The organism is Collimonas antrihumi (assembly GCF_018304965.1).
Taxonomy (GTDB): domain Bacteria; phylum Pseudomonadota; class Gammaproteobacteria; order Burkholderiales; family Burkholderiaceae_D; genus Collimonas; species Collimonas antrihumi.
The window spans coordinates 50,990-75,945 of sequence record NZ_JAGQED010000018.1 but is presented as its reverse complement, the minus strand read 5'-3'; the positions used below and the strand labels follow the sequence as shown (position 1 = coordinate 75,945).

General features: G+C 57.3%; 18 protein-coding genes. 8 read left to right on the top strand and 10 right to left on the bottom strand.

Annotation, left to right across the window (positions count from 1 at the left end):
* Positions 1–108: 108 nt before the first annotated feature.
* From KHU29_RS15270 to dapC, 8 genes are all read right to left on the bottom strand, one after another.
* Positions 109–1,032: a Rossmann-like and DUF2520 domain-containing protein gene (locus KHU29_RS15270; protein WP_211453625.1), complete on the bottom strand. Its 924-nt coding sequence runs from the start codon at positions 1,030–1,032 to the stop codon at positions 109–111.
* Positions 990–2,993, bottom strand: a complete 2,004-nt coding sequence (locus tag KHU29_RS15265; protein WP_211453624.1) for an ATP-binding cassette domain-containing protein — start codon at positions 2,991–2,993, stop codon at positions 990–992. The genes KHU29_RS15270 and KHU29_RS15265 overlap by 43 nt, the downstream gene beginning before the upstream one ends.
* A gap of 143 nt (positions 2,994–3,136) precedes the next feature.
* Positions 3,137–4,021, bottom strand: coding sequence for a 50S ribosomal protein L3 N(5)-glutamine methyltransferase (prmB, locus tag KHU29_RS15260; RefSeq protein WP_211453623.1), 885 nt, complete (start codon positions 4,019–4,021; stop codon positions 3,137–3,139).
* Positions 4,022–4,263: 242 nt separating this feature from the next.
* Positions 4,264–5,406, bottom strand: a complete 1,143-nt coding sequence (dapE, locus tag KHU29_RS15255) for a succinyl-diaminopimelate desuccinylase (RefSeq protein WP_211453622.1) — start codon at positions 5,404–5,406, stop codon at positions 4,264–4,266.
* A gap of 26 nt (positions 5,407–5,432) precedes the next feature.
* Complete coding sequence (locus KHU29_RS15250; protein ID WP_211453621.1) at positions 5,433–5,786, bottom strand: ArsC family reductase; 354 nt, start codon at positions 5,784–5,786, stop codon at positions 5,433–5,435.
* A 14-nt stretch (positions 5,787–5,800) separates the two neighbouring features.
* Positions 5,801–6,946 (bottom strand): PilT/PilU family type 4a pilus ATPase, encoded by a 1,146-nt coding sequence (locus KHU29_RS15245; protein WP_211453620.1) that lies wholly within the window; start codon positions 6,944–6,946, stop codon positions 5,801–5,803.
* A gap of 179 nt (positions 6,947–7,125) precedes the next feature.
* A complete protein-coding gene (gene dapD / locus KHU29_RS15240) occupies positions 7,126–7,953 on the bottom strand; it encodes a 2,3,4,5-tetrahydropyridine-2,6-dicarboxylate N-succinyltransferase (protein ID WP_092416745.1) in 828 nt (275 codons plus the stop codon).
* A 100-nt stretch (positions 7,954–8,053) separates the two neighbouring features.
* On the bottom strand, positions 8,054–9,268 hold the full coding sequence (dapC, locus tag KHU29_RS15235; protein WP_211453619.1) for a succinyldiaminopimelate transaminase: 1,215 nt from the start codon (positions 9,266–9,268) through the stop codon (positions 8,054–8,056).
* Positions 9,269–9,655: 387 nt separating this feature from the next.
* Here dapC and smc point away from each other — a divergent pair, with 387 nt between their 5' ends.
* From smc to rpiA, 7 genes are all read left to right on the top strand, one after another.
* Complete coding sequence (gene smc / locus KHU29_RS15230; protein WP_211453618.1) at positions 9,656–13,186, top strand: chromosome segregation protein SMC; 3,531 nt, start codon at positions 9,656–9,658, stop codon at positions 13,184–13,186.
* A gap of 277 nt (positions 13,187–13,463) precedes the next feature.
* A complete protein-coding gene (locus KHU29_RS15225) occupies positions 13,464–14,597 on the top strand; it encodes a cell division protein ZipA C-terminal FtsZ-binding domain-containing protein (protein WP_211453617.1) in 1,134 nt (377 codons plus the stop codon).
* Positions 14,598–14,599: 2 nt separating this feature from the next.
* Entirely contained in the window at positions 14,600–16,693 is a 2,094-nt protein-coding gene (gene ligA / locus KHU29_RS15220) for an NAD-dependent DNA ligase LigA (protein ID WP_211453616.1), read from the top strand.
* Positions 16,680–17,555: a UTP--glucose-1-phosphate uridylyltransferase GalU gene (gene galU, locus KHU29_RS15215; RefSeq protein WP_211453615.1), complete on the top strand. Its 876-nt coding sequence runs from the start codon at positions 16,680–16,682 to the stop codon at positions 17,553–17,555. Before ligA ends, galU begins: the two co-directional genes overlap by 14 nt.
* Positions 17,556–17,576: 21 nt before the next feature.
* A complete protein-coding gene (gene def, locus KHU29_RS15210; protein WP_211453614.1) occupies positions 17,577–18,113 on the top strand; it encodes a peptide deformylase in 537 nt (178 codons plus the stop codon).
* A gap of 240 nt (positions 18,114–18,353) precedes the next feature.
* A complete protein-coding gene (locus KHU29_RS15205) occupies positions 18,354–20,120 on the top strand; it encodes a cation:proton antiporter (RefSeq protein ID WP_211453613.1) in 1,767 nt (588 codons plus the stop codon).
* A 112-nt stretch (positions 20,121–20,232) separates the two neighbouring features.
* Positions 20,233–20,904: a ribose-5-phosphate isomerase RpiA gene (gene rpiA / locus KHU29_RS15200; RefSeq protein ID WP_211453640.1), complete on the top strand. Its 672-nt coding sequence runs from the start codon at positions 20,233–20,235 to the stop codon at positions 20,902–20,904.
* Positions 20,905–21,026: 122 nt separating this feature from the next.
* Here the strand turns inward: rpiA and KHU29_RS15195 are convergent, their stop codons facing one another.
* Positions 21,027–22,100 carry an NAD(P)-dependent alcohol dehydrogenase gene (locus KHU29_RS15195; protein WP_211453612.1) on the bottom strand — a complete coding sequence of 358 codons (1,074 nt, stop codon included), beginning with the start codon at positions 22,098–22,100 and terminating at the stop codon, positions 21,027–21,029.
* Between the two features lie 382 nt (positions 22,101–22,482).
* On the opposite strand from KHU29_RS15195, the gene KHU29_RS15190 reads away from it, so the two are divergent.
* Positions 22,483–23,595, top strand: coding sequence for a porin (locus KHU29_RS15190; protein ID WP_211453611.1), 1,113 nt, complete (start codon positions 22,483–22,485; stop codon positions 23,593–23,595).
* A 95-nt stretch (positions 23,596–23,690) separates the two neighbouring features.
* Here the strand turns inward: KHU29_RS15190 and KHU29_RS15185 are convergent, their stop codons facing one another.
* Entirely contained in the window at positions 23,691–24,815 is a 1,125-nt protein-coding gene (locus KHU29_RS15185; protein WP_211453610.1) for a YeiH family protein, read from the bottom strand.
* Between the last annotated feature and the right edge of the window lie 141 nt (positions 24,816–24,956).

Genomic DNA, 24,956 nt, shown 5'->3' with positions numbered 1-24,956 from the left:
ATGTTAAGCGTATTTCCCTGCAAATGTGAAATGATGGTTTTGCGACTTTATATGTACTTATTGTCTTTGCATTTCAGGAAAATATCAGTTATCGCCGATCTAGGCAATTTACGGCTCGCTGTTTTTCTTGCGTAGGGCCAGATCGGTGCTCAATGCCGCAAACTGTTGATACAGCTCCGCGATGTGCGGTTGCCATTGCAGGACCGCCTGATATTGCCTGGCGACTGTGGCCAGGTCGCCGCGCGCGATCGGGCCGGTGAGGGCGGTTGCCGGACCGAGACGGAAAGCGTTGGCCGCGCTTTCAGACAGCAGCGGTTCGATCAATTTCAAGGCAAGCTCAGGCGCAATGCCCGCCGCAACGTAAGCCTGCTGTGCGACGTCGATCAGCGTCACCTGATAGTTGGAGGCGAATACTGCGGCAGCGTGGTACAAGGTCTTTTGCTCGCGCCGGATCGCCACCGACTGCGCGCCGATCGCGCTGAATGCGGGGCCGAGAACCGCCAGGGCGGCTGCATCGCCTTCGCTGCCGCACCAGGTGCCGTCGAAATGACCAGCGACCTGTTGTGGATCGGCAAAGCTGCGGATGGGATGGATGCTGGCGACGGCCGCGCCTTGTGCAGTGGCGGCAGCCAGTTCAAGCGACGACAGCGCGCCGCTGCAATGAAACACAATGCTGCCCGGCTGCAGTTTGCCTGCGGCGGCGAGGGCGTTGCAACAAGCGGCGATCTGGTCGTCGCCGGCGGCAATCAGATAGACGTCAGCGCTGCGCAGACCGGCATGGCCTGCCGCTACGCTACCGGCGCCGATGAAGGCGCAGGCCTGTTGTGCGCTGGCAGAGGAACGGTTCAGGATGTCGAGCAAGACAAAAGTCTGGCGCTCGTGCCAAAGCCGGCCCAGAGTCTGGCCGACTTTGCCGCAACCGATGATACTTAAGCTTAGCGTGCGGGGACGGCGTTGGCCGCCGTCCGGTATTGCGCTCAGTTGCCTAGTTAATTGCCCAGTTGCTCCAGCGCTTCCTGTTGCTCCAGCCATTCCGCCTCCAGTTGCGTCAGTTCCTTGGCATAAAACGCCTGATCGGCCAGCAGCGTCGCCAATTCCTTTTTCTTGTCTTTATCGTAGATTTCCGGATCGGCCAGGCGCGTATCGACAGTATGCTTCTGCGCGCTGCGTTTGGCGATCTGTTCATCCAGGCGCTTGATGCGCGATTCGATCGGTTTCTTCTGCGCCGCCAGCTTTTGCCGCGCTTCGGCTTCCGCACGCTTTTGTTCGCGGCGGTCGGCAGTGTCGACCACAGCCGCCGCCGGAGCGACCGCACTGGCGATTTTTGCCTTGCTGCCGGCTTTTGGCAGCGCGGCATCGGTCGCACTGTTTTTGGCCGCCAGCTTGGTCTTGAACAGCCAGTCCTTGTAATCGTCCAGGTCGCCGTCGAATGGCGCTACCTTGCCGTCGGCGACGATGATGAACTGATCGGTAGTGGCGCGCAACAGATGGCGATCATGCGATACCAATACCAGAGTGCCTTCGAACTGCGCCAGCGCCATGGTCAGTGCTTCGCGGGTTTCCAGGTCCAGATGGTTGGTCGGTTCATCCAGCAGCAGCAGGTTGGGGCGCTGCCAGACGATCAGGGCCAGCGCGAGGCGCGCTTTTTCGCCGCCGGAAAATGGTGCGATCGAGCTGGTCACCATCGGGCCGTTGAAATTGAAGCTGCCGAGGAAGTTGCGCAACTCTTGCTCGCGCACGGTTGGCGCGATCTTGCCCATATGCCACAGCGGCGATTCGTCATGGCGCAGCATTTCCACCTGGTGCTGGGCGAAGTAGCCGATCGACAGGCCCTTGCCGAATTGGGCGTCGCCACGCAATGGCTTGAGTTCTTCCGCGATGGTTTTGATGAAAGTCGATTTACCGGCGCCGTTGACACCCAGCAGGCCGATACGCTGGCCGATCTGCAGAGAGAAATTGATGCCGGCGATGATCACCTTTTCGGTGACGTCGTGGCTGGTTTCGCTTTCGGTGCGGTAGCCGGCGCTCACATCTTCCATCACCAGCAAGGGATTAGGTGCGCTCAACGGCACCCGGAATTCGAAAGAGAATTCAGCAGCCGCGCGCAACGGCGCCAACTCTTCCATCTTGGCCAGGGCCTTCATCCGGCTTTGGGCCTGACGCGCTTTGCTGGCCTGGGCCTTGAAGCGGTTGATGAACGACTCCAGATGCGCACGCTGGCGCATTTGCTTTTCCAAAGTACCGGCAGCCAGTTCCAGCTGCGCAGAACGCTGCCGCTCGAACGAGGAATAGTTACCCGAGTAACGCTTCAGCTTGCGCTCATCGATATGCACGATGACATTCACCACGCCGTCGAGGAAATCGCGGTCATGGGAGATGATGATCAGGGTGCCGGGATAGCGCTTGAGCCAGTCTTCCAGCCAGATGATGGCGTCCAGGTCCAAGTGATTGGTCGGTTCATCCAGCAGCAGCAGGTCGGATGGGCACATCAGTGCTTGCGCCAGGTTGAGGCGCATGCGCCAGCCGCCGGAGAAGCTGGCCACCGGCTGATCCATTTGCGCCAGCGAGAAGCCGAGGCCGGTCAGCAATTGTTCGGCACGCGAACGCACAGTGTAAGCATCGGCATCGGCCAGGGCGCTATACAGTTCGCCGATCAGAATGCCGTTGGAGGTGGTTTCGGGTTCGCTTTCGAGGAACGCCAGTTCTTCTTCCAGGCGGCGCAGGGTGACGTCGCCGTCGATAGCGTACTCAATTGCAGGACGGTCCAGCGCCGGGGTTTCCTGGGCAACGTAGGCCATGCGCCATTTCGTCGGGAAATCGATTTCGCCGAGGTCGGCATGCAGCTCCCCGCGCAGCAGTCCGAACAGGCTGGACTTGCCGGCGCCGTTAGCACCGATCAGGCCGATCTTGTCGCCCGGGTTAAGGGTGACGTCGACATTGTCGAGCAAAGGCTTGACGCCGCGCATCAGGGAAACTTGTTGAAAACGTATCATGTCTACTATCTGCTAACTATCTTGCTAAATGAGTGGCCATGCATGCGTTTAAATTTCAAATTCAACAACATGCAGGTTGCGATGGTCTTGCTTATTACGTATTTGCTGTGCCCGGGCATGGACCCCATAACTGGGGGGACGATTTAAGGCAATTGGTCAGCGGTCAGCAGGAATACCATGTCGTCGCCGGCGCTGGTCGATACCCAGGTCATTTCCAGGTCCGGGAATGCGGCTTCGGCGAAGGCGCGCTCGTTGCCGATTTCAACCACGAGTATGCCGTTGGCCGTCAGGCGTTGCTTGGCGCCGGCAACAATCTTGCGCACCAGATCCATGCCGTCGCTGCCGCCAGCCAAGGCGATTTGCGGTTCACGCAGATATTCAGGCGGCAACTTGTCCATCGAACCGGAATTGACATACGGCGGGTTGGTGACGATCAGGTCGTATTTTTTTGCCGGGACTTTGCTGTACAGGTCGGATTCGATCAGCGTGATGCGATCCTGCAATTCATAGTCATCCACATTGCGACGCGCCACGGCCAGCGCATCGGCCGAAATATCCGCGGTATCGACATGGGCCTGCGGGAAAGCATCCGCCAGCATGATAGGCAGGCAGCCGGAGCCGGTGCACAGTTCCAGGATATTGCTGACAGCCGCGGGATCTTGCAGCCATGGCGAGAAATGGTCAGGAATCAGCTCGGCGATGAACGAGCGCGGCACGATCACGCGCTGGTCGACGTAAAAACGGTATTCGCCCAGCCAGGCTTCATTGGTAATGTAGGCGGCAGGAACGCGATCGGTGCTGCGTTTTTCAATTACCTGCAGCACGGCGTCGATTTCATGCGGCAGCAGGCGCGCGTCGAAAAACGGCTCGATCTTGTCCAGCGGTAGCTTCAGCGTATGCAGGATCAGGTAGGCTGCCTCATCCAGCGCGTTGCTGCTGCCGTGGCCGAAGAACAGGCCGGCGGTATTGAAGCGGGTAACTGCATAGCGCAGCAGGTCGCGGATGGAGGTAAAGGATTGTGGTGTCATGGTGCGGATAATAAAGGTGGGGCTGGCAATGGCCGGGTATTGGCGCTATCTTGTCAGGATTCGATCAAGACCGCATTATATCTGACGCGGGTGCCTGGGCGGACAAGTAGGGTGGGCACGCCTTTGTGCCCACGCGTGAATTGGCAGCACCGAATTGGCAGCACCTATTGCCTGTTTCCGTGCCGTCGGGGGCTTGTACTCCGATTATCGCGGTCACGCGTGGGCAAAGTGACACCTTACGGTTATGGCAGCAAATTTTCCAGCGTGCGGCGGTAGATGTTTTTCAGCGGATCGATAAACTGGACTTCCACGTGCTCGTCGATCTTGTGGATACTGGCGTTGGGTGGACCGAATTCGATCACCTGCGGGCAGATCTGCGCGATGAAACGTCCGTCCGAGGTGCCGCCGGTAGTCGACAATTCGGTGTTGATGCCGGTTTCCGCCTTGATCGCAGAAGAGATGGCTTCGCTCAGCGTGCCACGCGGCGTCAGGAACGGCCGGCCGCCTACGGTCCAGGCCAGGGTATATTCCAGGCCGTGCTTGTCCAGGATCGCATGCACCCGTTGCTGCAAACCTTCGACGGTGCTGGCGGTGGAGAAGCGGAAGTTGAAATCGATCACCACTTCGCCCGGAATCACGTTGGAGGCGCCGGTGCCGCCGTGGATATTCGACATCTGCCAGGAGGTCGGCAGGTAGTATTCATTCGCCTCATCCCACTTTTCGGCGGCCAGTTCAGCCAGCGCCGGAGCTGCCAGGTGGATAGGGTTCTTTGCCAGCTGAGGATAGGCGATGTGGCCCTGTACGCCTTTGACCGTAAGCTTGCCGGACATGGTGCCGCGGCGGCCGTTCTTGATCATGTCGCCCAGGGTCGAGCTGGAAGTCGGTTCGCCGACGATGCAGTAATCGAGTTGCTCGCCGCGCGCCTTCAGTTTTTCGCAGACCACCACGGTGCCGTCTGTAGCCGGGCCTTCTTCGTCGCTGGTAATCAGGAAACCGATAGAGCCGGAATGGTCCGGACGGGCTTGCGTGAATTCTTCTATCGCCACCACCATGGCGGCAATCGAGGTTTTCATGTCTGCGGCGCCACGGCCGTAGAGCTTGCCGTCGCGGTGGCTAGGCAGGAACGGATCGGATTGCCATTGTTCGCGCGGGCCGGTCGGCACCACATCGGTGTGGCCGGCAAACACCAGCAGCGGCCGTGTCGTGCCCTTGCGTGCCCATAAATTGGTGACGTCGCCGGACTGGATGGTTTCGCAGGCAAAGCCGAGCGGCGCCAGCAATTCGATCAGGAGCGCCTGGCAGCCTTTGTCTTGCGGTGTGACGGAGGATAGTGCAATCAACTCTTCGGCCAGCGCCAGGGTCTTGCTCTCGGTTTGGTTTGTCATGAAATCTGCTGCGCTTATTGTCTGAATTATTGGTTAAATATTTCTTGGTACAGTGCGTCCGAAAAACCGACATACGTGTTCTTGCCGGTGAATAGCACCGGCCGCTTGATGATGGAAGGCAGTTCCAACATCAACGGCGTAGCGCTGATGCCGTCGGTGATGCCGTTACGGCGTTGTTCCGACAAGCCGCGCCAGGTAGTGCCTTTGCGGTTGATCAGCGTATCCCAAGGCACGTCCGCCAGCCAGGTAGTGATCAGTTGCGCCGTGACGCCGTCTTTCTTGAAATTGTGAAACGTGTATGCGATCTCCTGGTCTTCAAGCCAGGTGCGGGCTTTCTTGACTGTGTCGCAATTGGGAATGCCGTAAAGAGTAATTGCCATAGATTGAATGCGGTTTATAAATCCAGTGTGAATTCGGTGAAGGTCGCGCCTTCGACGCGTTCCGGTTCTGGCGTCACCGGAGTCGAATTCTTCTTGGAACTCGGCGTGTGGTTGTTGATCAGCCAGTACAGGTTGCTTGGGGAATCGGCGTGCGCCAGCGCTTCGTCCTGGGTGATGACGCCATCCTCGATCAATTGCATCAGCGCCTGCTCGAAGGTTTGCGAACCGGGTGCCAGGCTCTTCTCCATCGCTTCTTTGATCTGGCTGATATTGTCTTCTTCTATCAGTTCAGAAACGTGACGCGTGTTGAGCATGATTTCGACCGCCGGGGTGCGCTCGCCATCGACGGTAGTGACCAGTCGCTGCGAAACAATCGCAGCCAGGGTCGAAGCCAGGTCTTCCAGCAGCGCCGGCCGGTTTTCAATCGGATAAAAACTGATGATGCGGTTCAGCGCGCGGTAGGTATTGTTGGCGTGCAGCGTCGATACCACCAGATGGCCGGACTGGGCATAGGCCATGGCGGCCGACATGGTTTCCTTGTCGCGGATTTCGCCGATCAGGATGCAATCCGGCGCTTGCCGCAACGCGTTCTTCAAGGCGCCATTGAGATCGGTGGTGTCGCTGCCGATTTCGCGCTGGTTGACGATCGAACGGTGATTATGGAACAGGAATTCGATAGGATCTTCCAGGGTCAGGATATGGCCTGCCTGGGTTTTGTTGCGATGGTCCAGCATCGAGGCGATAGTCGTCGACTTGCCGGAGCCGGTGGCGCCCACCACTAACAGCAAACCGCGCTTGCGGCCGATCAGTTCGACCAGCGCAGGCGGCAGGCGCAGTGTTTCAAATGCGGGGATCTGGAAGGGAATGTAACGGATCACAGCGGAAATGCTGCCGCGCTGGCGGAACGCCGACAGCCGGAAACTGCCGACACCGGCTACCGGCAAACCGAGATTCAACTCATTATTGCGTTCCAGCTCTTGCAAGCGCTCGGCAGACAGCACCTCGTTCAACAGCATCTGGATAGTGTGTTGATCCATGTTCTGCTGATTGACCGGGACCATGTGGCCCTTGATCTTCAGATGAATCGGCGAGCCAGGCGCCAGGAACATGTCCGAAGCACTTTTTTCCTGCATCAGATGAAACAAGCGATCCATTGCCATCAAAAACTCCTTAATACAGAAAATGCGACAGGAAAAATACAATAATAGTCATCCCCGCGAACGCGGGCGCCAAGGCGGGGAGTCCAAGCTACTGCATAAACTGGATTCCCGCGTTCGCGGGAATGACGGGGTCACCAATGACGCATTGGAGTTGTTGAGGGCTCCCTATTCTTCTTGGGTTAAGCTTCACGCAGCAACTCGTTGATGCCAGTCTTGGCGCGGGTTTTCGCATCGACACGCTTGACGATGACCGCGCAATACAAGCTGTATTTGCCATCGGCCGAAGGCAAGCTGCCGGAAACCACCACCGAACCCGAAGGGATGCGGCCGTAAGTGACTTCACCGGTAGCGCGGTCGTAAATCTTGGTCGACTGGCCGATGTAGACGCCCATCGAAATTACCGAATTTTCTTCAACGATCACGCCTTCGACGATTTCCGAACGGGCGCCGATGAAGCAGTTGTCTTCGATGATGGTCGGGTTGGCTTGCATCGGTTCCAGCACGCCGCCGATGCCGACGCCGCCGGACAAGTGAACGTTCTTGCCGATCTGCGCGCAGGAACCGACAGTGGCCCATGTATCGACCATGGTGCCTTCGTCGACATACGCGCCGATGTTGACGTAGGACGGCATCAAGACCACGTTCTTGCCGATGAAGCTGCCGTGACGGGCAACTGCCGGCGGCACCACGCGGAAACCGCCCTTGGCGAAATCTTCCGCGGTGTAATTGGCAAACTTGGTCGGGACTTTGTCGTAGAACTGCATGTTGTCGCCGGCCGGCATAGGCAGGTTGTCTTCCAGGCGGAACGACAGCAGCACGGCTTTCTTGATCCATTGATTGACTACCCAGTTGCCGTCGATTTTTTCGGCGACACGCAAGGTGCCCTGATTGAGTTCGGCGATGACCTTGGCCACCGCTTCGCGGACATCGGCCGGCGCGGTCTTAGGTGAGAATTCGGTACGCTGTTCCCAGGCCTGGTCGATAAATGCTTGCAGAGATTGAGTCATGATTGATCGCTAAATGAAAATGAAAAGTTTAAAAAACATGAATTTGACCATGACGACGAATGAGATACATCGTCATAGAGCAATAAGTAAGATCAGAGTGCTAAAGGCCGCGGCAGAAAGCGGCGATTCGCTGCGCTGCTTCGAGGCATTCTTCCACCTCCGCCACCAGCGCCATGCGGATGCGTTGCCGGCCCGGGTTGCTGCCATGGGCGTCGCGCGCCAAGTAGCTGCCGGGTAATACCGTTACATTATATTCGGCATACAGCCGCTTGGCGAAGTCGGTATCGGAGATGTTTGCCAGCTTATCTACTTTGGCCCAGAGATAAAAGCCGGCATCAGGCAGCGCTACGTCCAGCACGGTTTGCAGCACTGGCGTGACTTGTTGAAATTTAGCCATGTATTTGGCGCGGTTTTCGACGACGTGGGTTTCGTCGTTCCAGGCGGCGACCGAAGCCGCTTGCACTGGCGGGCTCATGGCGCCGCCGTGATAAGTACGATACAGCAGGAATTTCTTCAGGATGGCGGCATCGCCGGCCACAAAACCTGAGCGCATGCCCGGCACATTGGAGCGCTTCGACAAGCTGGAAAAGGCGATCAGGCGTGGATAACCGCCACGACCCGCGCTACGTCCCAGGATATTTGCGGCTTGCAATCCGCCCAAAGGCGCTTCCGGCTTGAAATAAATCTCGGAATAGCACTCGTCAGCCGCAATCACGAAGCCGTGGCGATCCGACAGCGCAAACAATTCTTTCCAGTCTTCCAGCGACAATACGGCGCCGGTCGGATTGCCTGGCGAGCACAGGTACAGCAGCTTGACGCGCGGCCAGACATCATCCGGCACGCTGCGGTAATCCGGGGCGAAGTTGCGGCTCGGGTCGGAGTTGACGAAATACGGCTGGGCGCCCGACAGATAGGCAGCGCCTTCGTAAATTTGGTAAAACGGATTGGGGCACATCACCAGCGCATCTGCCTGGCTGGGATCGACCACCGTCTGCGCCAGCGCAAACAACGCTTCGCGCGAACCATTGACGGGCAGGATCTGAGTCGCCGGATCGAGTGGCGGCAGACCGTAGCGGCGCTCCAGCCAGCCGGCGATCGCTGCGCGTAAAGGTTCCGCGCCGATGGTGCTGGGGTAGCTGGCCAGGCCGCTAAGGTTATCGCTCAGCGCTTGCTGGATAAACTTCGGAGTCGGATGCTTAGGCTCGCCGATTCCAAGGCTGATCGGCTTGTATGCCGGGTTGGGCGTGACGTCGGCGAATAACGCGCGCAGTTTTTCAAACGGATACGGCTGCAGCCGGTCTAGTAATGGATTCACGTGGTTAATTGTTGATGATGAATGAATAACAAAATGAAATAAGGAAAAGCGGCTTTAAAAGCCTGACTTAAAGCCTGAACTGCGCTGTTTGCATTATATACAGAAGCGCGGCTTTGATCGCCGCCGTTGCCCGGTTTTGAGAGTGAGGAAGAGCGAAAAACGCCGATTCGATGTGATTTTTTCAGCTTTCCATTGTCTTCTTGAACTTTTTTAACGCTTTGGCCCCAAACCGGAAGTCAATCTTTCCCGCTCGCAGCAGTCATCAGATCGTATATATGGCAAGGCGGAATGTTATGATGTCGACCTCCTGCGAGGTTTTTCCTCGTTTTTATAGTGTTAAGTGTGACGGCCGCTTTTTCGCCGACTTTGATAAGAACAGTCGATAACGTGCGTTTAACCTCCATTAAATTATCAGGATTCAAGTCTTTCGTTGATCCCACCAATTTCCAGGTCCCCGGCCAGCTGGTCGGTGTGGTCGGGCCTAATGGTTGCGGCAAGTCCAACATCATCGACGCCGTGCGCTGGGTTCTGGGCGAGTCCAAGGCCTCCGAGCTGCGCGGCGAATCGATGCAGGACGTTATTTTCAACGGCTCGTCCAATCGCAAGCCGGCCGGCCGTTCATCGGTCGAGCTGGTGTTCGACAACGGTCTCGGCAAAGCCGCCGGGCAGTGGAGCCAATATGCTGAAATCGCCGTCAAGCGCACGTTGACGCGCGACGGCACCTCGACTTATTACATCAACAACCAGGCAGTACGGCGGCGCGACATCCAGGATATTTTCATGGGCACCGGCCTTGGTCCACGCGCTTACGCGATCATCGGCCAAGGCATGATTTCGCGCATCATCGAGGCGCGTCCCGAAGAGCTGCGGGTTTTCCTGGAGGAGGCCGCCGGCGTTTCCAAATACAAGGAACGCCGCCGCGAAACCGAGAATCGCCTGAACGACACGCGCGAAAACCTGGTGCGGGTTGAAGATATCTTGCGTGAACTTAACGCCAATCTGGCGAAGCTGCAGTCGCAGGCGGCGGTCGCCCAAAAATTCCATGAGTTGCAAGGCGACCAGGAAGAAAAGCAAAAACTGCTGTGGCTGTTGCGCAAGAACGAAGCCAAGACCGAGCAGGAAAAATATTTCCGCGAGATTGAAAAAGCGCAAACCGACCTGGAAGAGCAAACCGCCAAGCTGCGCCATGTCGAGACCGAGTTGGAGCATATGCGCCAGGCCCACTATGCCGCCGGCGACCGCATGCACCAGGCGCAAGGCCATCTGTACCAGACCAATTCGGAAATCGGCAGCCTGGAAGCGCAAATCAAATTTGTCATCGAGTCGCGCAACCGGCTGCAATCGCAACTCAATTCATTGACCGCGCAGCGCGATCAATGGCAGCGCCAGGGCACCCAGTTTCAGGACGACCTGGTCGAAGCCGAGATGCATCTGCAAGAATTGGCGGCGCGCGTCGAGCAGTCGCAGGTGGCGTCGCAACAGCACAACGATCAATTGCCGGCGTTGGAACAAAGCTGGCGCGAAGCGCAGCTGAAGAGCACCGAGTCGCGCGGCAAGATCATGCAGATCCAGCAGCAGATCGAACTGGAATCAACCCACCAGCGCAATGCTTCGAACATCCTGAACGGCCTGAGCAGCCGGCGCGAACGGCTGGCACAGGAAAAGAATGGCTTGAACCTGCCGGACAACGCCCATCTCACCAATTTGCGCATGCAACTGGAAGAGAAACAGGCCGGCCTGGAAGAGATCGGCATGCAGCTGGAAGAGGCGCAGGAACAACAGCCGCGCCTGGAAGAAGAGCGGCGTAACGCGCAGCAGCAAGTCAATACCGAAAGCGCTAACAACGCCCAGCTGGAAGCACGTCTGACAGCGCTCAAGCAATTGCAGGAAAGCGTTCAGACTGAAGGCAAAGTCCAGCCTTGGCTGCAAAAACACGAACTGGCAGGCTTGCCGCGCTTGTGGCAGAAACTGCATATCGACGGCGGCTGGGAAACGGCGCTGGAATCAGTGCTGCGCGAGCGTACTTCGGCCTTGGAAATGTCGAACCTGGATTGGGCCAAAGCCTTCTTCAACGATGCGCCGCCGGCCAAGCTGGCCCTGTTCTCACCGAATGGCGTGGCAGCTGTCGAGAACAACGAAACGCCCGGCGGCCTTAAACCTTTCCTGAATTTATTGCAACTGAACGATCCGGGTTTGCGCGTGCTGATGCAGGATTGGCTGCACAATTTCTATGCCGCCGATGACACTGTGACGGCTTTCGCCGAGCGCAGCAAACTACCGCTGGGCGCCAGCTTTGTCACGCGCCAGGGGCATGTAATCAGCAAGACCGGCGTACGTTTCTATGCTTCCGATTCGGAGCAGGACGGCATGCTGGCGCGCCAGCAGGAAATCGAAAACATCACCAAGCAATTGCGCGCCCAGCAGATGCTGGCTGACGAAGCGCGTTCGCGTTCGGTGCGTGCCGAAGCGGCGCTGTCGCAGGCAACCCAGCGCCTGCAGGAAATGCGCCAGCGCCACACCGGCCTGACACAGGCGGTGCATGGCTTGCAGATCGACGTCATGAAATTGTCCGAGCTGCAGGAGCGTTTCAATCAGCGCAGTTCGCAAATTTCTTCCGATCTGGCTGAAATCGCGGCGCAGGAAAGCGAGCAGCAACAGGTCAAGATGGAATCGGAAGCCAAGTTCGAACAACTCGACATGGAGTTGGCCGAACTGCAAGAGAAGCACGAAGACGGACAAACCGATTACCTGGGCAAGGAACAACAGCTCAACGATGCCCGCCAGCGTCTGCGCGAGATGGAGCGCGCTGCGCAAGAAGCGGAATTTGCCGAGAAATCCCATCGCAACAAGATCGAAGAACTCAAGCGCAGCATCGCTACCGCGCTGGAGCAGGCGGCACAATTGTTCGCCAACATGCAGCAGGGCCATCTCGAGCTGGAGAGCCTGGATGACCAGGCCGCGCAAGCCGGTTTGCAAGACTTGCTGGACAAGCGCAGCGAGCAAGAACGCGCACTGGCCGATACCCGCCACGAACTGGACCAGGTATCGCAGAATTTGCGCCAGCACGAAGAAACCCGCCTGCAAGCCGAGCGCAGCCTGCAGCCGCAGCGCGACCGCATCATGGAATTGCAACTGAAAGAGCAGGCGGCGCGCCTGAACCAGGAACAATACGTGCAGCAGCTGCTCGAAGCGCAGGCCGATGAGGCCGCCCTGAGCGAGAAACTGACTGCCGACATGCGGCCATCCTATCTGCAAGGCGAAGTGACGCGCCTGACCAATGCGATCGGCGCGCTGGGTGCAGTCAATCTGGCGGCGCTGGATGAACTGGCGCAGGCGTCCGAACGCAAGAATTTCCTGGATGCGCAAAACGCCGACCTGACCGAGGCCATCAATACCTTGCAGGATGCGATTCACAAGATCGACAAGGAAACCCGTGACCTGTTGCAAGACACTTTCGACAAGGTCAACCTGCATTTTGCCGAACTGTTCCCGATCCTGTTCGGCGGCGGCCAGGCCAAGCTGATCATGACCGGCGACGAAATCCTCGATTCCGGCGTGCAAGTCATGGCGCAACCGCCGGGCAAGAAGAATGCCACGATTCACTTGCTGTCAGGCGGTGAAAAAGCACTCACTGCGACCGCCCTGGTGTTTTCGATGTTCCAGCTGAATCCGGCGCCGTTCTGTTTGCTGGATGAGGTTGATGCGCCGCTGGACGACGCCAATACCGAACGTTTCTGCAATATGGTAAAGCGGATGTCGGCACATACCCAGTTCCTGTTCATCTCGCATAACAAGATTGCTATGGAAATGGCGCAGCAGTTGATCGGGGTGACGATGCAGGAGCAGGGCGTGTCGCGGATTGTTGCGGTCGATATGGAAGCGGCCAGAAGTTTTGCCAGTGACACGGTGCCGGCTTAATGCTAAAACGGCAGTTTGATTAGCTGAAATCGGCTTTAACCCGCTTCAATTCCAGCTTGATAACTTTTTATGATGACACTAGGCTGATTTTCTGGTTTTATTACAATATGTTGTAAAAATTGGCGCGATAATTGACGTAATTGCGGACGTTAATTGCAAACGTTAATCGCGGACGTTGGCTGCGTGTGCAGTTGTAGGGTGGGCAGGTTTTTTGCCCACGCGGTGTCCACCCTACGCAAATTTAGAAGTGTTTTTTCCTTATTAAGGCATCAGCAGAATGACAGATCTACAAACCAGCCTGTTTATCATTGGAGGCGCGTTTCTTGTTGGCGTCATTTCCTACAACAAATGGCAGGAATACAAAGCCAAGAAGAGTGTTGAACGGGCGTTTTCCGGATCGCATGACGATGTTCTGATGACTCCCGGTAAGGCACCCGCTAAGGAAAACGGCGAAGCGCCGGCGCGTCACGAGCCAAAGTTGTTTGAACCCGAGCTTGATACGGACGATATGTCGGCATTGCCGCACGACGATCTGGAGCAAAGTGCCGAGCAGCAGGCAATCGAGCCGCAACTTGGCAATCCGGTGACTGCATCTGCATCCGCGCCGCCCGCGCGCAAGGATCTGCCGGTCGACGAGCTGATAGATTGCGCCATTCCGCTGGCGCTGGAAGCACCGGTGCGCGGCGACAAAGCCTTGCCGGCACTGCAAACCTTGCGTCACGTCGGCAACAAGCCTATCCACTTTATCGGTGAAGACGCCAACGGTGAGTGGGAGCCGGTTGCGCATGGCGGCATCTACACTACCTTGCTGGCCGGCGTACAGCTGGCCAATCGCACCAATCCGCTGAATGAAATCGAATATTCCGAACTGGTGACCCGTTTACGCCAGATCGCCGATGACCTGGGCGCCGAACCGGATCTGCCGGACATGTCGGAAGTGATGCACACGGCGCGTGGCCTGCATCAGTTCGTGATCGAGCATGATGCGCAGCTGGGCGTGAATATCCAGTCCAACGGCGCGCCGTGGGCGATCAGCACCTTGCTGGCGGCACTCACCCGGCAAGGTTTCGATGCCCGGCCGGAAGGCCGCATGGTGATGTCGGATGGCGATGGCGGTTTGCTGTTCTCGCTCTCTACCAATGCTACGGCGGTGGCGGAAACCACCAGCCGCCTGACCTTGTTGCTCGACGTGCCGCGGGTCGCTCCCGACCGTGACGGTTACGGCGCGATGGTGGCTTGCGCGCGCTCGCTGGCTGCGCGCCTTGGCGGGGTGCTGGTCGATGACAGCAATCAGCCTCTGGCCGATGTGCAGCTGGCCGAGATTGCCGGTCAGGTCGATGCCTTTTACCGTGAAATGGATGCCGCTGAAATTCCAGCCGGTTCGATTCGGGCTTTGCGTCTATTCAGTTGATTATGCCTTCTTCTTTATCTACAGCCGGTGGCCCGGGAACTGCGCCCGATGCCGCCGAATGGCGCTCGCGCGCTGCCTGGCTGGCGGCTGAATTAAACCGCCACAACCATTCTTATTACGTACTCGATAATCCGTCGATTCCGGATGCCGAATACGATCAGCTGTTCCGCGAATTGCAAGCGCTGGAACAGGCGCATCCGGAACTCAATACGCCGGATTCCCCAACCCAGCGAGTCGGCGCCGCACCACTGCCATTATTCGAGCAGGTCACGCACTCGATACCGATGCTGTCCTTGGGTAACGGCTTTGAAGACAACGATATCGTCGAGTTCGACCGTCGCGTCAGGGATGGTCTCGATACTCAGGCCGACGCCGAAATTGAATACGCGGCCGAGTTGAAGTTTGACGGGCTGGCCATCAATCTGCGCTACGAGGATGGCGTGCTGGTACAGGCCGCCACGCGTGGTGACGGCGCCACCGGTGAAAACGTCACCGCCAATATCCGCACCGTGCGCGCAATCCCGTTGCGGCTGCATACCGGCCAGCCGCCGAAGGTGCTGGACGTGCGTGGCGAAGTGCTGATGTTCAAGGAAGATTTCGCCAAGCTCAACGTCCGCCAGCGCGAGGCGGAAATGAAGGAATTCGCCAATCCGCGCAATGCCGCGGCCGGCAGTTTGCGGCAACTCGATTCACGTATCACGGCACAACGCACCTTGCGCTTTTTCGCCTATGGCATCGGCGCGCTGGAAGGCGCCGAGATGCCGTCATCGCACTCGGCCCTGCTGGATTGGTATAGCCAGCTCGGACTGCCGGTGTGCAAGGAGCGCGGCGTAGTCAAAGGCGCGGCCGGCTTGCTGGAATTCTTCCGCGGCATCGGCAGCAAGCGCCCGCAACTGCCTTACGAAATCGATGGTGTGGTCTATAAAGTGAATCGTCTGCTGCAACAACAGACTTTGGGATTCGTATCGCGTGCGCCGCGCTTTGCGCTGGCGCATAAATTCCCGGCTGAAGAAGCCACGACCCAGGTGCTGGATATCGAAGTGCAGATCGGCCGCACTGGCGCTGTCACGCCGGTGGCGCGTCTGGCGCCGGTGTTTGTCGGCGGCGTTACGGTGACCAATGCCACCTTGCATAATGAGGATGAGGTACGGCGCAAGGATATTCATGTCGGCGATACGGTGATTGTGCGGCGTGCCGGTGACGTGATTCCGGAAGTGGTGTCGTTTGTGCCGGAACTGCGGCCGGCGAACGCGCAGCCGTTTGTCATGCCAGGCGAGTGCCCGATTTGCGGCTCTGCCATCGTCAAGCTGGAAGATGAAGCCATCGCACGCTGCTCTGGCGGCTGGGTGAAGTGTGCGGCGCAACGCAAGGGCGGCTTGCAGCATTTTGCGTCACGGCGGGCGATGGACATTGAAGGCCTGGGCGATCAATTGATCGAGCAGCTGGTCGATCGCCAACTCATCTACACCGCGGCCGATCTGTATAAATTGGGATTGGTGAAGCTGGCTGCGCTGGAACGCATGGCCGACAAATCCGCTCAAAATGTATTGTCCGCGCTCGAAAAATCCAAATCGACCACCCTGGGCCGTTTCATTTATGCGCTCGGTATTCGCCATGTCGGTGAGGCAACAGCGAAAGAGCTGGCGACGCATTTCGGCAACATGGATGGATTGCTGCAGGCTTCTGAAGAGCAACTGCTGGAAGTCGCCGATATCGGTCCGGTGGTGGCGCGGTCATTGCTGGACTTCTTTGCCGATCCGCTGAATCGAGAGCTGGTTGAACAATTGCGGGCAGCGGGAATCCACTGGCCGGAGAACTTGCCGGCCGAAACGGCGTCAAAGTTCTTGTCAGGTAAGACCTTCGTGCTGACCGGCAGCCTGCCGACCCTGACCCGCGACGCTGCTGCTGCCATGATTGAGGCCGCCGGCGGCAAGGTCACGGGTTCGGTTTCCAAGAAGACCAGCTATGTGGTCGCGGGCGCCGAGGCCGGCAGCAAACTCACTAAAGCGGAAGAGTTGAACATCCCGATCCTGGATGAAGACGCACTTCGCACTCTTTTAGAAAGCGAACAAGGAAACAAACATGAGCAAAATTAGAAAAGCGGTATTTCCTGTTGCCGGCCTGGGCAGCCGGTTTCTGCCTGCCACCAAGGCGCAACCGAAAGAGATGCTGCCGATCGTCGACAAACCGTTGATCCAGTATGCGGTGGAAGAAGCGGTCGCCGCCGGCATCACCGACATGGTGTTCATTACCGGCCGCAACAAACGGGCGATTGAAGATCACTTCGACAAGGCCTATGAGCTGGAAACCGAATTGGAAGCGGCCGGCAAGGATCGCTTGCTGGAACTGGTGCAAACCGTTATTCCGAAACATATCAACTGTATTTTTATCCGCCAATCCGAAATGCTCGGTCTCGGACATGCCGTGCTTTGCGCGCGTCCGGTGGTCGGCGATGATCCTTTTGCGGTCCTGCTGGCGGACGATTTCATGGATGTTGCAGCTGGATACAAGCCGGTGCTGGCGCAGATGACCGATATCTTCGCCACCGAAAAATCCAGCATGCTGGCAGTGCAAGAAGTACCGCGTGCCGATACCAGGCAATACGGGATCGTCAGCATCGATCCGTACAAGACCGATCTGGAAAAGGTCAACAGCATCGTCGAGAAGCCGCAGCCCCAAGAAGCACCTTCAACTCTCGCCGTGGTAGGCCGTTATGTGCTGACCAATGGCATTTTCGATTGCCTGGAAGGCCTGGGCAAGGGTGCCGGCGGCGAAATCCAGCTGACTGACGGTATCGCCGCCTTGATGAAAAGCGAGCGCGTGCTAGCCTATCGTTACGCCGGGCAGCGCTATGATTGCGGTTCCAAGCTGGGTTATCTGAAAGCGACGCTGGCGATGGGCCTGAAGCATCCGGAGACAGGCGCCGAATTTGCCGAGTATCTGAAACAGTTTAAATAATCCCACCGTAAAGCCGACGCCATGACCGTTCGTGAAATCCTGAAGATGGGCGATCCCCGCCTGTTGCGCCAAGCAGAACCTGTCACCGCGTTCAATACGCCGGAACTGGAGGCGCTGATCGCTGACATGTTCGATACGATGCATGCAGCCAACGGCGCCGGTCTGGCGGCGCCGCAGATCGGCGTCAACCTGCAGGTAGTGATCTTCGGTTTCAAGAATAACGTGCGTTACCCGGATGCGCCGGCGGTGCCCGAGACCGTGCTGATCAATCCGGTATTGACGCCGTTATCGGAAGAAATTGAAGATGGCTGGGAGGGTTGCCTGTCGGTGCCCGGCATGCGTGGCGTGGTGCCGCGCTGGAGCCGTGTGCATTATGAAGGTTTCGATCAGTCTGGTGCGCGCATCAGCCGCGACGTCGACGATTTCCATGCGCGTGTGGTGCAGCATGAAACCGATCACCTGAATGGCATCCTGTATCCGATGCGGATCAAGGATTTCACCCGCTTTGGTTTTACCGAAGTGCTGTTTCCCGAGCTGGATCCTAATCACGACGATTGAGTTGCGTGGTGTGGGCACGCGACCGGGTTGGCACGGGTCGGCACACTATATAATTGCAAAATAACCAAGCTGCGTAGGGTGGGCACGCCTTTGTGCCCACGCGTGAATGAACTCGTTCCATGTGCATGCGCAATTCCGCGCCCGGCCTGTTTGTACTCCGGTTATCGCGGTCACGCGTGGGCATAAAGGCCTGCCCACCCTGCGGCATCCCCCCAATTTGCTTACTTCGGAAACTTGCCAATGCACCATGCGGTAGAAATGTTTATCCAGGATCTGGCCGTGATCATGCTGATCGCCGGTGTCGTCACGGTGCTGTTCAACCGTTTCAAGCAGCCGGTGGTGCTTGGTTATATCGTCGCCGGGGTCATCATCGGACCGCATACGCCGCCGTTTTCGCTGATCACGGATGAGCGCACAATCCAGATCCTGGCGGAACTGGGCGTGATCTTCCTGTTGTTTTCGCTGGGCCTGGAATTCAGCCTGAAGAAACTCGGCAAGGTCGGCGCCACGGCCTTTGTGGCGGCCCTGGCGGAGATTACGCTGATGCTGTGGGTCGGCTACGAGATCGGTATTTATTTCGGCTGGAAGCAGATGGATGCGGTATTCCTCGGCGCCATGCTGTCGGTATCGTCCACCACCATCATCGTCAAGGCGCTCAACGAACTGGGCATGAAACGCGAGAAATTCGCGCAACTGATTTTCGGCATCCTGATTGTCGAGGATGTGCTGGCGATCGGCATGATCGCTTTGCTGTCAGGCGTGGCGACCAGCGGTTCGGTGGACGCCGGCGATGCCGCGGTTACCATCGGCAAGCTGGTGCTGTTCATGATTGTTTCGCTGGTGGCAGGCATCCTTATCATCCCGCGCCTGCTCGACTATGTAGCCAAATTCAAGAGCAAGGAAATGTTGCTGGTGACGGTGCTTGGCTTGTGCTTCGGCTTCTGTTTGCTGGTCATGAAAATGCAATACAGCGTGGCGTTGGGCGCCTTCATTATCGGCGCCGTGATGGCCGAGTCACGCCACCTGCATCAGATCGAACGCCTGATCGAACCGGTGCGCGACATGTTCAGCGCCATCTTTTTCGTGGCCATCGGCCTGTTGTTCAATCCCTCCATCCTGGCCCAATACTGGCTGCCGATCGGTGTGATTACGCTGGCGGTGGTGCTGGGCAAGGTCATCAGCTGCGGCCTGGCGACTTTCCTGTCCGGCCATGACGGCCGCACTTCAATGCGGGTCGGCATGGGCCTGTCGCAGATCGGTGAATTCTCTTTCATCATTGCGGCGCTTGGTGTCAGCCTGAAAGTGACCAGCGATTTCCTGTACCCGACCGTGGTAGCGGTATCCGCCGTGACCACTTTGCTGACACCGTACCTGATCAAGCTGGCCGATCCGCTCTCAAGCCGCCTGGCGCAGGCCATGCCGGAGAAACTGGTGTCGGTATTCGGCATGTACTCAACCTGGCTCGACAGCTTGCAACCGCAGGGCGACCGCGCTGAGTTGTCGCGCATTATTCGCCGCATCCTGATGCAGGTGGTGGTGAACCTGGCGCTGGTGGTGGCGATTTTCATCATCGGCGGCTATTTTGCCCAGACGCTCGGCAACAGCATGTCGGCGTGGGTGGCGGATGCGCAGATTCAGAATGCGATAGTGTGGGGCGGGGCGTTGCTGATTTCATTGCCTTTCCTGATCGCAACTTATCGCAAATTGCACGCGCTAAGCATGTTGCTGGCAGAGATGAGCGTCAAGCCGGATTGGGCTGGTTCCTATAGCCATGCGGTGCGGCGCGTGATCGCCGAGGTGATTCCGGTGGTGTCCATCATAGGCATCATGTTGATGATCGCCGCGCTCAGCAGCCGGATTCTGCCGCCGACCAATCTGCTGATCCTGGTGCTGGTCGGCGCAGCCACGCTGGTGTTGGTGTTGTGGCAACGTTTTGTGAAATTGCATTCCAAGTTGCAAATCGCGCTGCGTGAAACGATGGAACAGCAACCTGACGAAAGTCATTAGGATGCTTAAGATGGTTAAGATGCTTAAGTGACGGCTTTGTTTTTCAAATTCATCCCGCCATTTGGTTAAAATAGCGTCTTTACCTCTTTTTCAAGACAAAGCCATGACTGCCATGACCCAGGACGAACTCAAACAAGCTGTTGCCCGTGAAGCAATTAAATACGTGGTGGATGGCCAGATTGTCGGCGTCGGCACCGGCTCTACCGCTAATTTCTTCATCGATGAACTAGCCAGGATCAAGCACCGCATCAAGGGCGCCGTGGCTTCATCGGAAGCGACTGCGGCGCGCCTGCGGGCGCATGACATCGAAGTCTACGACCTGAACCAGGTCGCGACCATGCCGGTCTATATTGACGGCGCCGATGAAATCACGGAGCAGGGCGCGATGATCAAAGGCGGCGGCGCCGCTCTGACGCGCGAAAAGATCGTCGCCTCGGTAGCCGAGAAATTCATCTGTATCGCCGACGGCTCCAAGCTGGTCAAGGTGCTCGGCAAATTTCCGTTGCCGGTCGAAGTGATCCCGATGGCGCAGGCGGTGGTGGCGCGCAAGCTGATCAAACTAGGCGGCGAGCCGCGTTTGCGCTTCAAGGATGGCAAGCCGCTGATTACCGATAACGGTTGCGTGATTATCGATATGGTCGACCTGAGAATCACCGATCCGGTCGAACTGGAACGGCAAATCAACCAGATCACCGGCGTCGTCACGGTCGGTTTGTTTGCGGAGAAGGGCGCTGACATTTGTCTGTTAGGAACGCCAGACGGCGTAAAGACCCTGACCTTCTGATTGTCGTAGGGTGGGCACGTTGCCCACGCGTGACCGCGATAACCGGAGTACAGACCCTCACAGCACTGAAATAGGCGCATGTGCGTGAAGTGAGTTCCACGTGGGCAACGTGCCCACCCTCCTTAGGCTGCAGCCATATCGCGCTCGCGCTGCAATGACGCCATATCAATCACAAAGCGATATTTGACATCGCTCTTCAACATCCGCTCATAAGCCTGGTTGATATCCTGGATGGCGATCATTTCGATATCCGAGACGATCCCGTGTTCGGCGCAGAAATCCAGCATTTCCTGGGTTTCCCTGATGCCGCCGATCAGCGATCCGGCCAGGGTGCGCCGCTTCATGATCAGGTTGAACACGTTGGGCGACGGATGCGATTCGGCCGGCGCGCCTACCAGCGTCATGGCGCCGTCGCGCTTCAGCAGAGCCAGGAACGCATCCAGGTTATGCGGAGCCGCCACGGTATTGAGGATGAAGTCAACACTGTTGGCGTGGGCCCTCATCTGCGTTGGATCCTTCGAAATCACGACTTCGTCGGCGCCCAGGCGCAGCGCATCTTCGATCTTGTTCTGCGACGTAGTAAACAACACCACATGCGCGCCCATCGCGTGGGCGATCTTCACGCCCATGTGGCCCAGCCCACCCAATCCGACGATGCCGACCTTGTGTCCTTTGCCGACTTTCCAATGCCGCAACGGTGAATAAGTGGTGATGCCGGCGCACAGCAGCGGCGCCGCGCCAGCTGGATCAAGTTTGTCTGAAATACGCAAGACAAATTTTTCGTCGACTACGATATTGTTGGCATAACCACCATAAGTCACGCCACCATTATGCTTATCGGGAGCGCTATAAGTGCCGGTGAAGCCATTTTCGCAATACTGCTCCAGCCCGTCAGCGCAACTCGGACAGTGCTGGCAAGAGTCGACCATGCAGCCGACGCCGGCCAGATCGCCCGCCTTGAATTGCTTGACGTGCTCGCCGACCTTGGTCACCCGGCCGACAATTTCGTGCCCCGGCACCACCGGGTATACGGTGTTGTGCCACTCGTTGCGGGCGGTATGCAGATCGGAATGGCATACCCCGCAAAACAGAATCTCGATCTGGACATCGTGGGGTCCCGGCTGGCGGCGATCGAAACTGAACGGGGCAAGAGGTGTTTGCGCAGTCTGCGCGGCATATCCAACGGCTTTAAGCATGACATTTCCCTTCGTATGCGGTGAGACGACAAACCGATATTGATCAATCAGCTGATTGATCGATGCAAATGCTGGGATGGAGGATCTTTCGGCGATGCCCGATCGGTGCGTGCTGCCGACACCTTTCACTATACGCTTAGTTGAATAATGACTATGCCAAGTCATAAATGTCATAAACTACTGTTAAAAAACAACATAAATCAGCAACGTCTATTAAATTTTCATTTCTTTTTAATGAAGCATCAAAAATCAATGCAATATTCTTGTTAATTGGTAATATCTAGGCCGTTCAGCTTGTAACAATTCGTAACATTCGAAATAGATGTTGCCAGGGTCTCCAGGCCGGACACCAGGAATATTTACACATTAACAAAGGGAAGAAATGAAAAAGACTGTATTCGCACTAGCCGCCCTCGGCCTGATCGGCGCTAATGCACAAGCACAAACCAATGTCACCATTTATGGCGTGGTTGACGCTGGCCTGACATACACCAGCAAAGTAGGCCCGAAAAACGATAGCCGCTTCAGCGTGGATTCAGGCGATTTGTCGACTTCCCGTATCGGCTTCAAGGGATCGGAAGATCTGGGCGGCGGTTTGAAAGCAATTTTCCAACTTGAAAACGGTTTCAATGCAGACGATGGCTCGTTAGGCACCGCCAACACATTGTTTGATCGTAAATCGGTAGTCGGCCTGTCCGGCAGCTTCGGTACTGTCACCATCGGCCGTCAAACCGATTATCTGGAAGACATCGGCAACAAGTATACGTCGGTGCAGACATTCGGCGGCAACGGCGTCAAAGGCGGCCACTTCAACAACCTGGACCGCATCTCCGGCGCCCGCACCAATAACTCGATCCGCTACGACAGCGCCAATTACAGCGGTTTCAACGGCAGCCTGTTCTACGGTTTCGGCGAAGTTGCAGGTCAAACCTCTGCTGGCCAGGCTTTCGGCCTGGGCGCCAACTATGCTAATGGCCCATTCGGTATCGGCCTGGGTTACTTCCAGACCAAACTGGCTGCAGATGCACTGCCGGCCAAAGCTGGCGACACCGACCTGAAAACTTTCACCCTCGGCGCCAGTTACCAAGCCGGCTCGGCCAAGATCTACGGTGCATGGTCGCAAACAAAGCGTCCATTGGCGACGGCATTGGCAGCAACCGGCCTGGTTAATATCACTACCGCCACCAAAGCCAACATCTTCGATCTGGGTGTGGATTATACGGTTTCGGGTAACCTGCATTTGCTGGCAAGCGTGATTTATGACCGTGCCGATATCAGCCGTAAAACGCTGGGCTCGACCAAGGGCAAGACGACTCAGTTGAACCTCGGTGTGGATTACTACCTGTCGAAACGCACTGACGTGTACGCGATGTACAGCAATCAGCGCGCTAACAACGTCAACAATCCAGGTGTGATCAACGGTGCATACACCAACTCGCCAGCGGATGACAGCAGCCAGAACGTATTGCGCGTAGGCCTGCGTCACAAGTTCTGATTGCAGTAAAAGCTGGTCAGTAGTAACGACAAGTAGTAATACGGGCGGGGGACCGTGTTTCCCCGCCCCGTCAGTCACTAAGCCGGTGACTGCTTTCAGGCGAACAAGCGCAACACCAGCGTATTGATCAAGGCGCCGCCGACGATCAGCCAGCCGAACAATACTGCCGCAAACATCAATGGTTTGATTCCCGCAGTACGCAGCGAAGAGAAATGGGTGGATATTCCTAGCGCGGCCATCGCCATTGCCAGCAACACGTTGTCGGCATCGTTGATGTGCGACACCAGCGGGCCCGGCAACAGGTTCATCGAATTGAACGCCACCACGGCGACAAAACCAAACGCAAACCATGGAATGGCCAGGCCGCCGGCGCCGGGCTTGGCAGTGCTGTCCGATTTCTCATGCTCTTGCCTGGTGCCGGCCGTTTTCTTCGCGGCTTTCTTCGCGACATAGGCGGAGAGAAGCATCAGGAACGGCGCCAGCATCATCACCCTCACCATCTTGGCAATCACTGCGGTATTGGCTGCATCGGCGCTGATGGCGCGGGCTGCCGCCACCACTTGCGCAACTTCATGCACGGTGGATCCGGTATAGATGCCAAAGGCCAGCGGCGAGGCCGCCAGAAAGTGCCAGTGCAGATTGAGGTGGTACAGCAGCGGATAAAGAAATATCGCCAGCGAACCGAATACCACTACGGTCGCCACCGCTACTGTAACTTGCGCCGGCTGTGCCCGCAGCACCGGTTCGGTAGCCATCACTGCAGCAGCGCCGCAGATCGAGCTGCCGGCACCAATCAGCATGGCGGTCTCGCGATCCAGCTTGAATACGCGCGTGCCGACCAGCAGCGCAATGCCAAAGGTGGAGCTCAAGACCAGGGCATCGATTAATACGCCGCTCAGTCCGACGTGGCCGATATCCTGGAATGTCAGCCGGAAGCCGTACAAGATTATCCCCAGCCGAAGCAGGTTTTGTTTGGAGAAATTGACGCCGGGCGCACAGGAAGGGGCGATCCGCCGATAACCGAGGTTACCGGCCAGCATGCCGATCACGATGGCGAGCGTCAACGCGCTGAAACCGTGCGCTTGCAGCCAGTCTGTCCTGGCGGCCGCAATCGCTGCCGCGGCAATCAATGCGCTCAAGGCCAATCCGGCCAGCCGTGGGGACCGGGCTGGGGAGGGACGAACTGCAGTTGTTGTGGTTGTTAGTGTCGAGGTATTCACAAAGACTTCCAATTGTGATGTGGCGCGATGCCGCTATGGAAGTCACTATAACGACTTGGGATCTAAAAGAAAAACGGATTAATTTTGTATAATCAACCTATTATGCAGGTAGGTTTCGAGGGCGTTTCCGCCCGCAGAAAT

What these genes read in the sequence shown, in the direction of transcription:
- ligA (WP_211453616.1), top strand. Translation starts at nt 14,600, where the DNA reads ATGCCTTCTTCTTTATCTACAGCCGGTGGCCCGGGAACTGCGCCCGAT.
- KHU29_RS15195 (WP_211453612.1), bottom strand. Translation starts at nt 22,100, where the DNA reads ATGCTTAAAGCCGTTGGATATGCCGCGCAGACTGCGCAAACACCTCTT.
- KHU29_RS15265 (WP_211453624.1), bottom strand. Translation starts at nt 2,993, where the DNA reads ATGATACGTTTTCAACAAGTTTCCCTGATGCGCGGCGTCAAGCCTTTG.
- KHU29_RS15250 (WP_211453621.1), bottom strand. Translation starts at nt 5,786, where the DNA reads ATGGCAATTACTCTTTACGGCATTCCCAATTGCGACACAGTCAAGAAA.
- KHU29_RS15225 (WP_211453617.1), top strand. Translation starts at nt 13,464, where the DNA reads ATGACAGATCTACAAACCAGCCTGTTTATCATTGGAGGCGCGTTTCTT.
- dapE (WP_211453622.1), bottom strand. Translation starts at nt 5,406, where the DNA reads ATGACAAACCAAACCGAGAGCAAGACCCTGGCGCTGGCCGAAGAGTTG.
- KHU29_RS15245 (WP_211453620.1), bottom strand. Translation starts at nt 6,946, where the DNA reads ATGGCAATGGATCGCTTGTTTCATCTGATGCAGGAAAAAAGTGCTTCG.
- galU (WP_211453615.1), top strand. Translation starts at nt 16,680, where the DNA reads ATGAGCAAAATTAGAAAAGCGGTATTTCCTGTTGCCGGCCTGGGCAGC.
- KHU29_RS15270 (WP_211453625.1), bottom strand. Translation starts at nt 1,032, where the DNA reads ATGGCTGGAGCAACAGGAAGCGCTGGAGCAACTGGGCAATTAACTAGG.
- def (WP_211453614.1), top strand. Translation starts at nt 17,577, where the DNA reads ATGACCGTTCGTGAAATCCTGAAGATGGGCGATCCCCGCCTGTTGCGC.
- rpiA (WP_211453640.1), top strand. Translation starts at nt 20,233, where the DNA reads ATGACCCAGGACGAACTCAAACAAGCTGTTGCCCGTGAAGCAATTAAA.
- dapD (WP_092416745.1), bottom strand. Translation starts at nt 7,953, where the DNA reads ATGACTCAATCTCTGCAAGCATTTATCGACCAGGCCTGGGAACAGCGT.
- KHU29_RS15190 (WP_211453611.1), top strand. Translation starts at nt 22,483, where the DNA reads ATGAAAAAGACTGTATTCGCACTAGCCGCCCTCGGCCTGATCGGCGCT.
- prmB (WP_211453623.1), bottom strand. Translation starts at nt 4,021, where the DNA reads ATGACACCACAATCCTTTACCTCCATCCGCGACCTGCTGCGCTATGCA.
- KHU29_RS15205 (WP_211453613.1), top strand. Translation starts at nt 18,354, where the DNA reads ATGCACCATGCGGTAGAAATGTTTATCCAGGATCTGGCCGTGATCATG.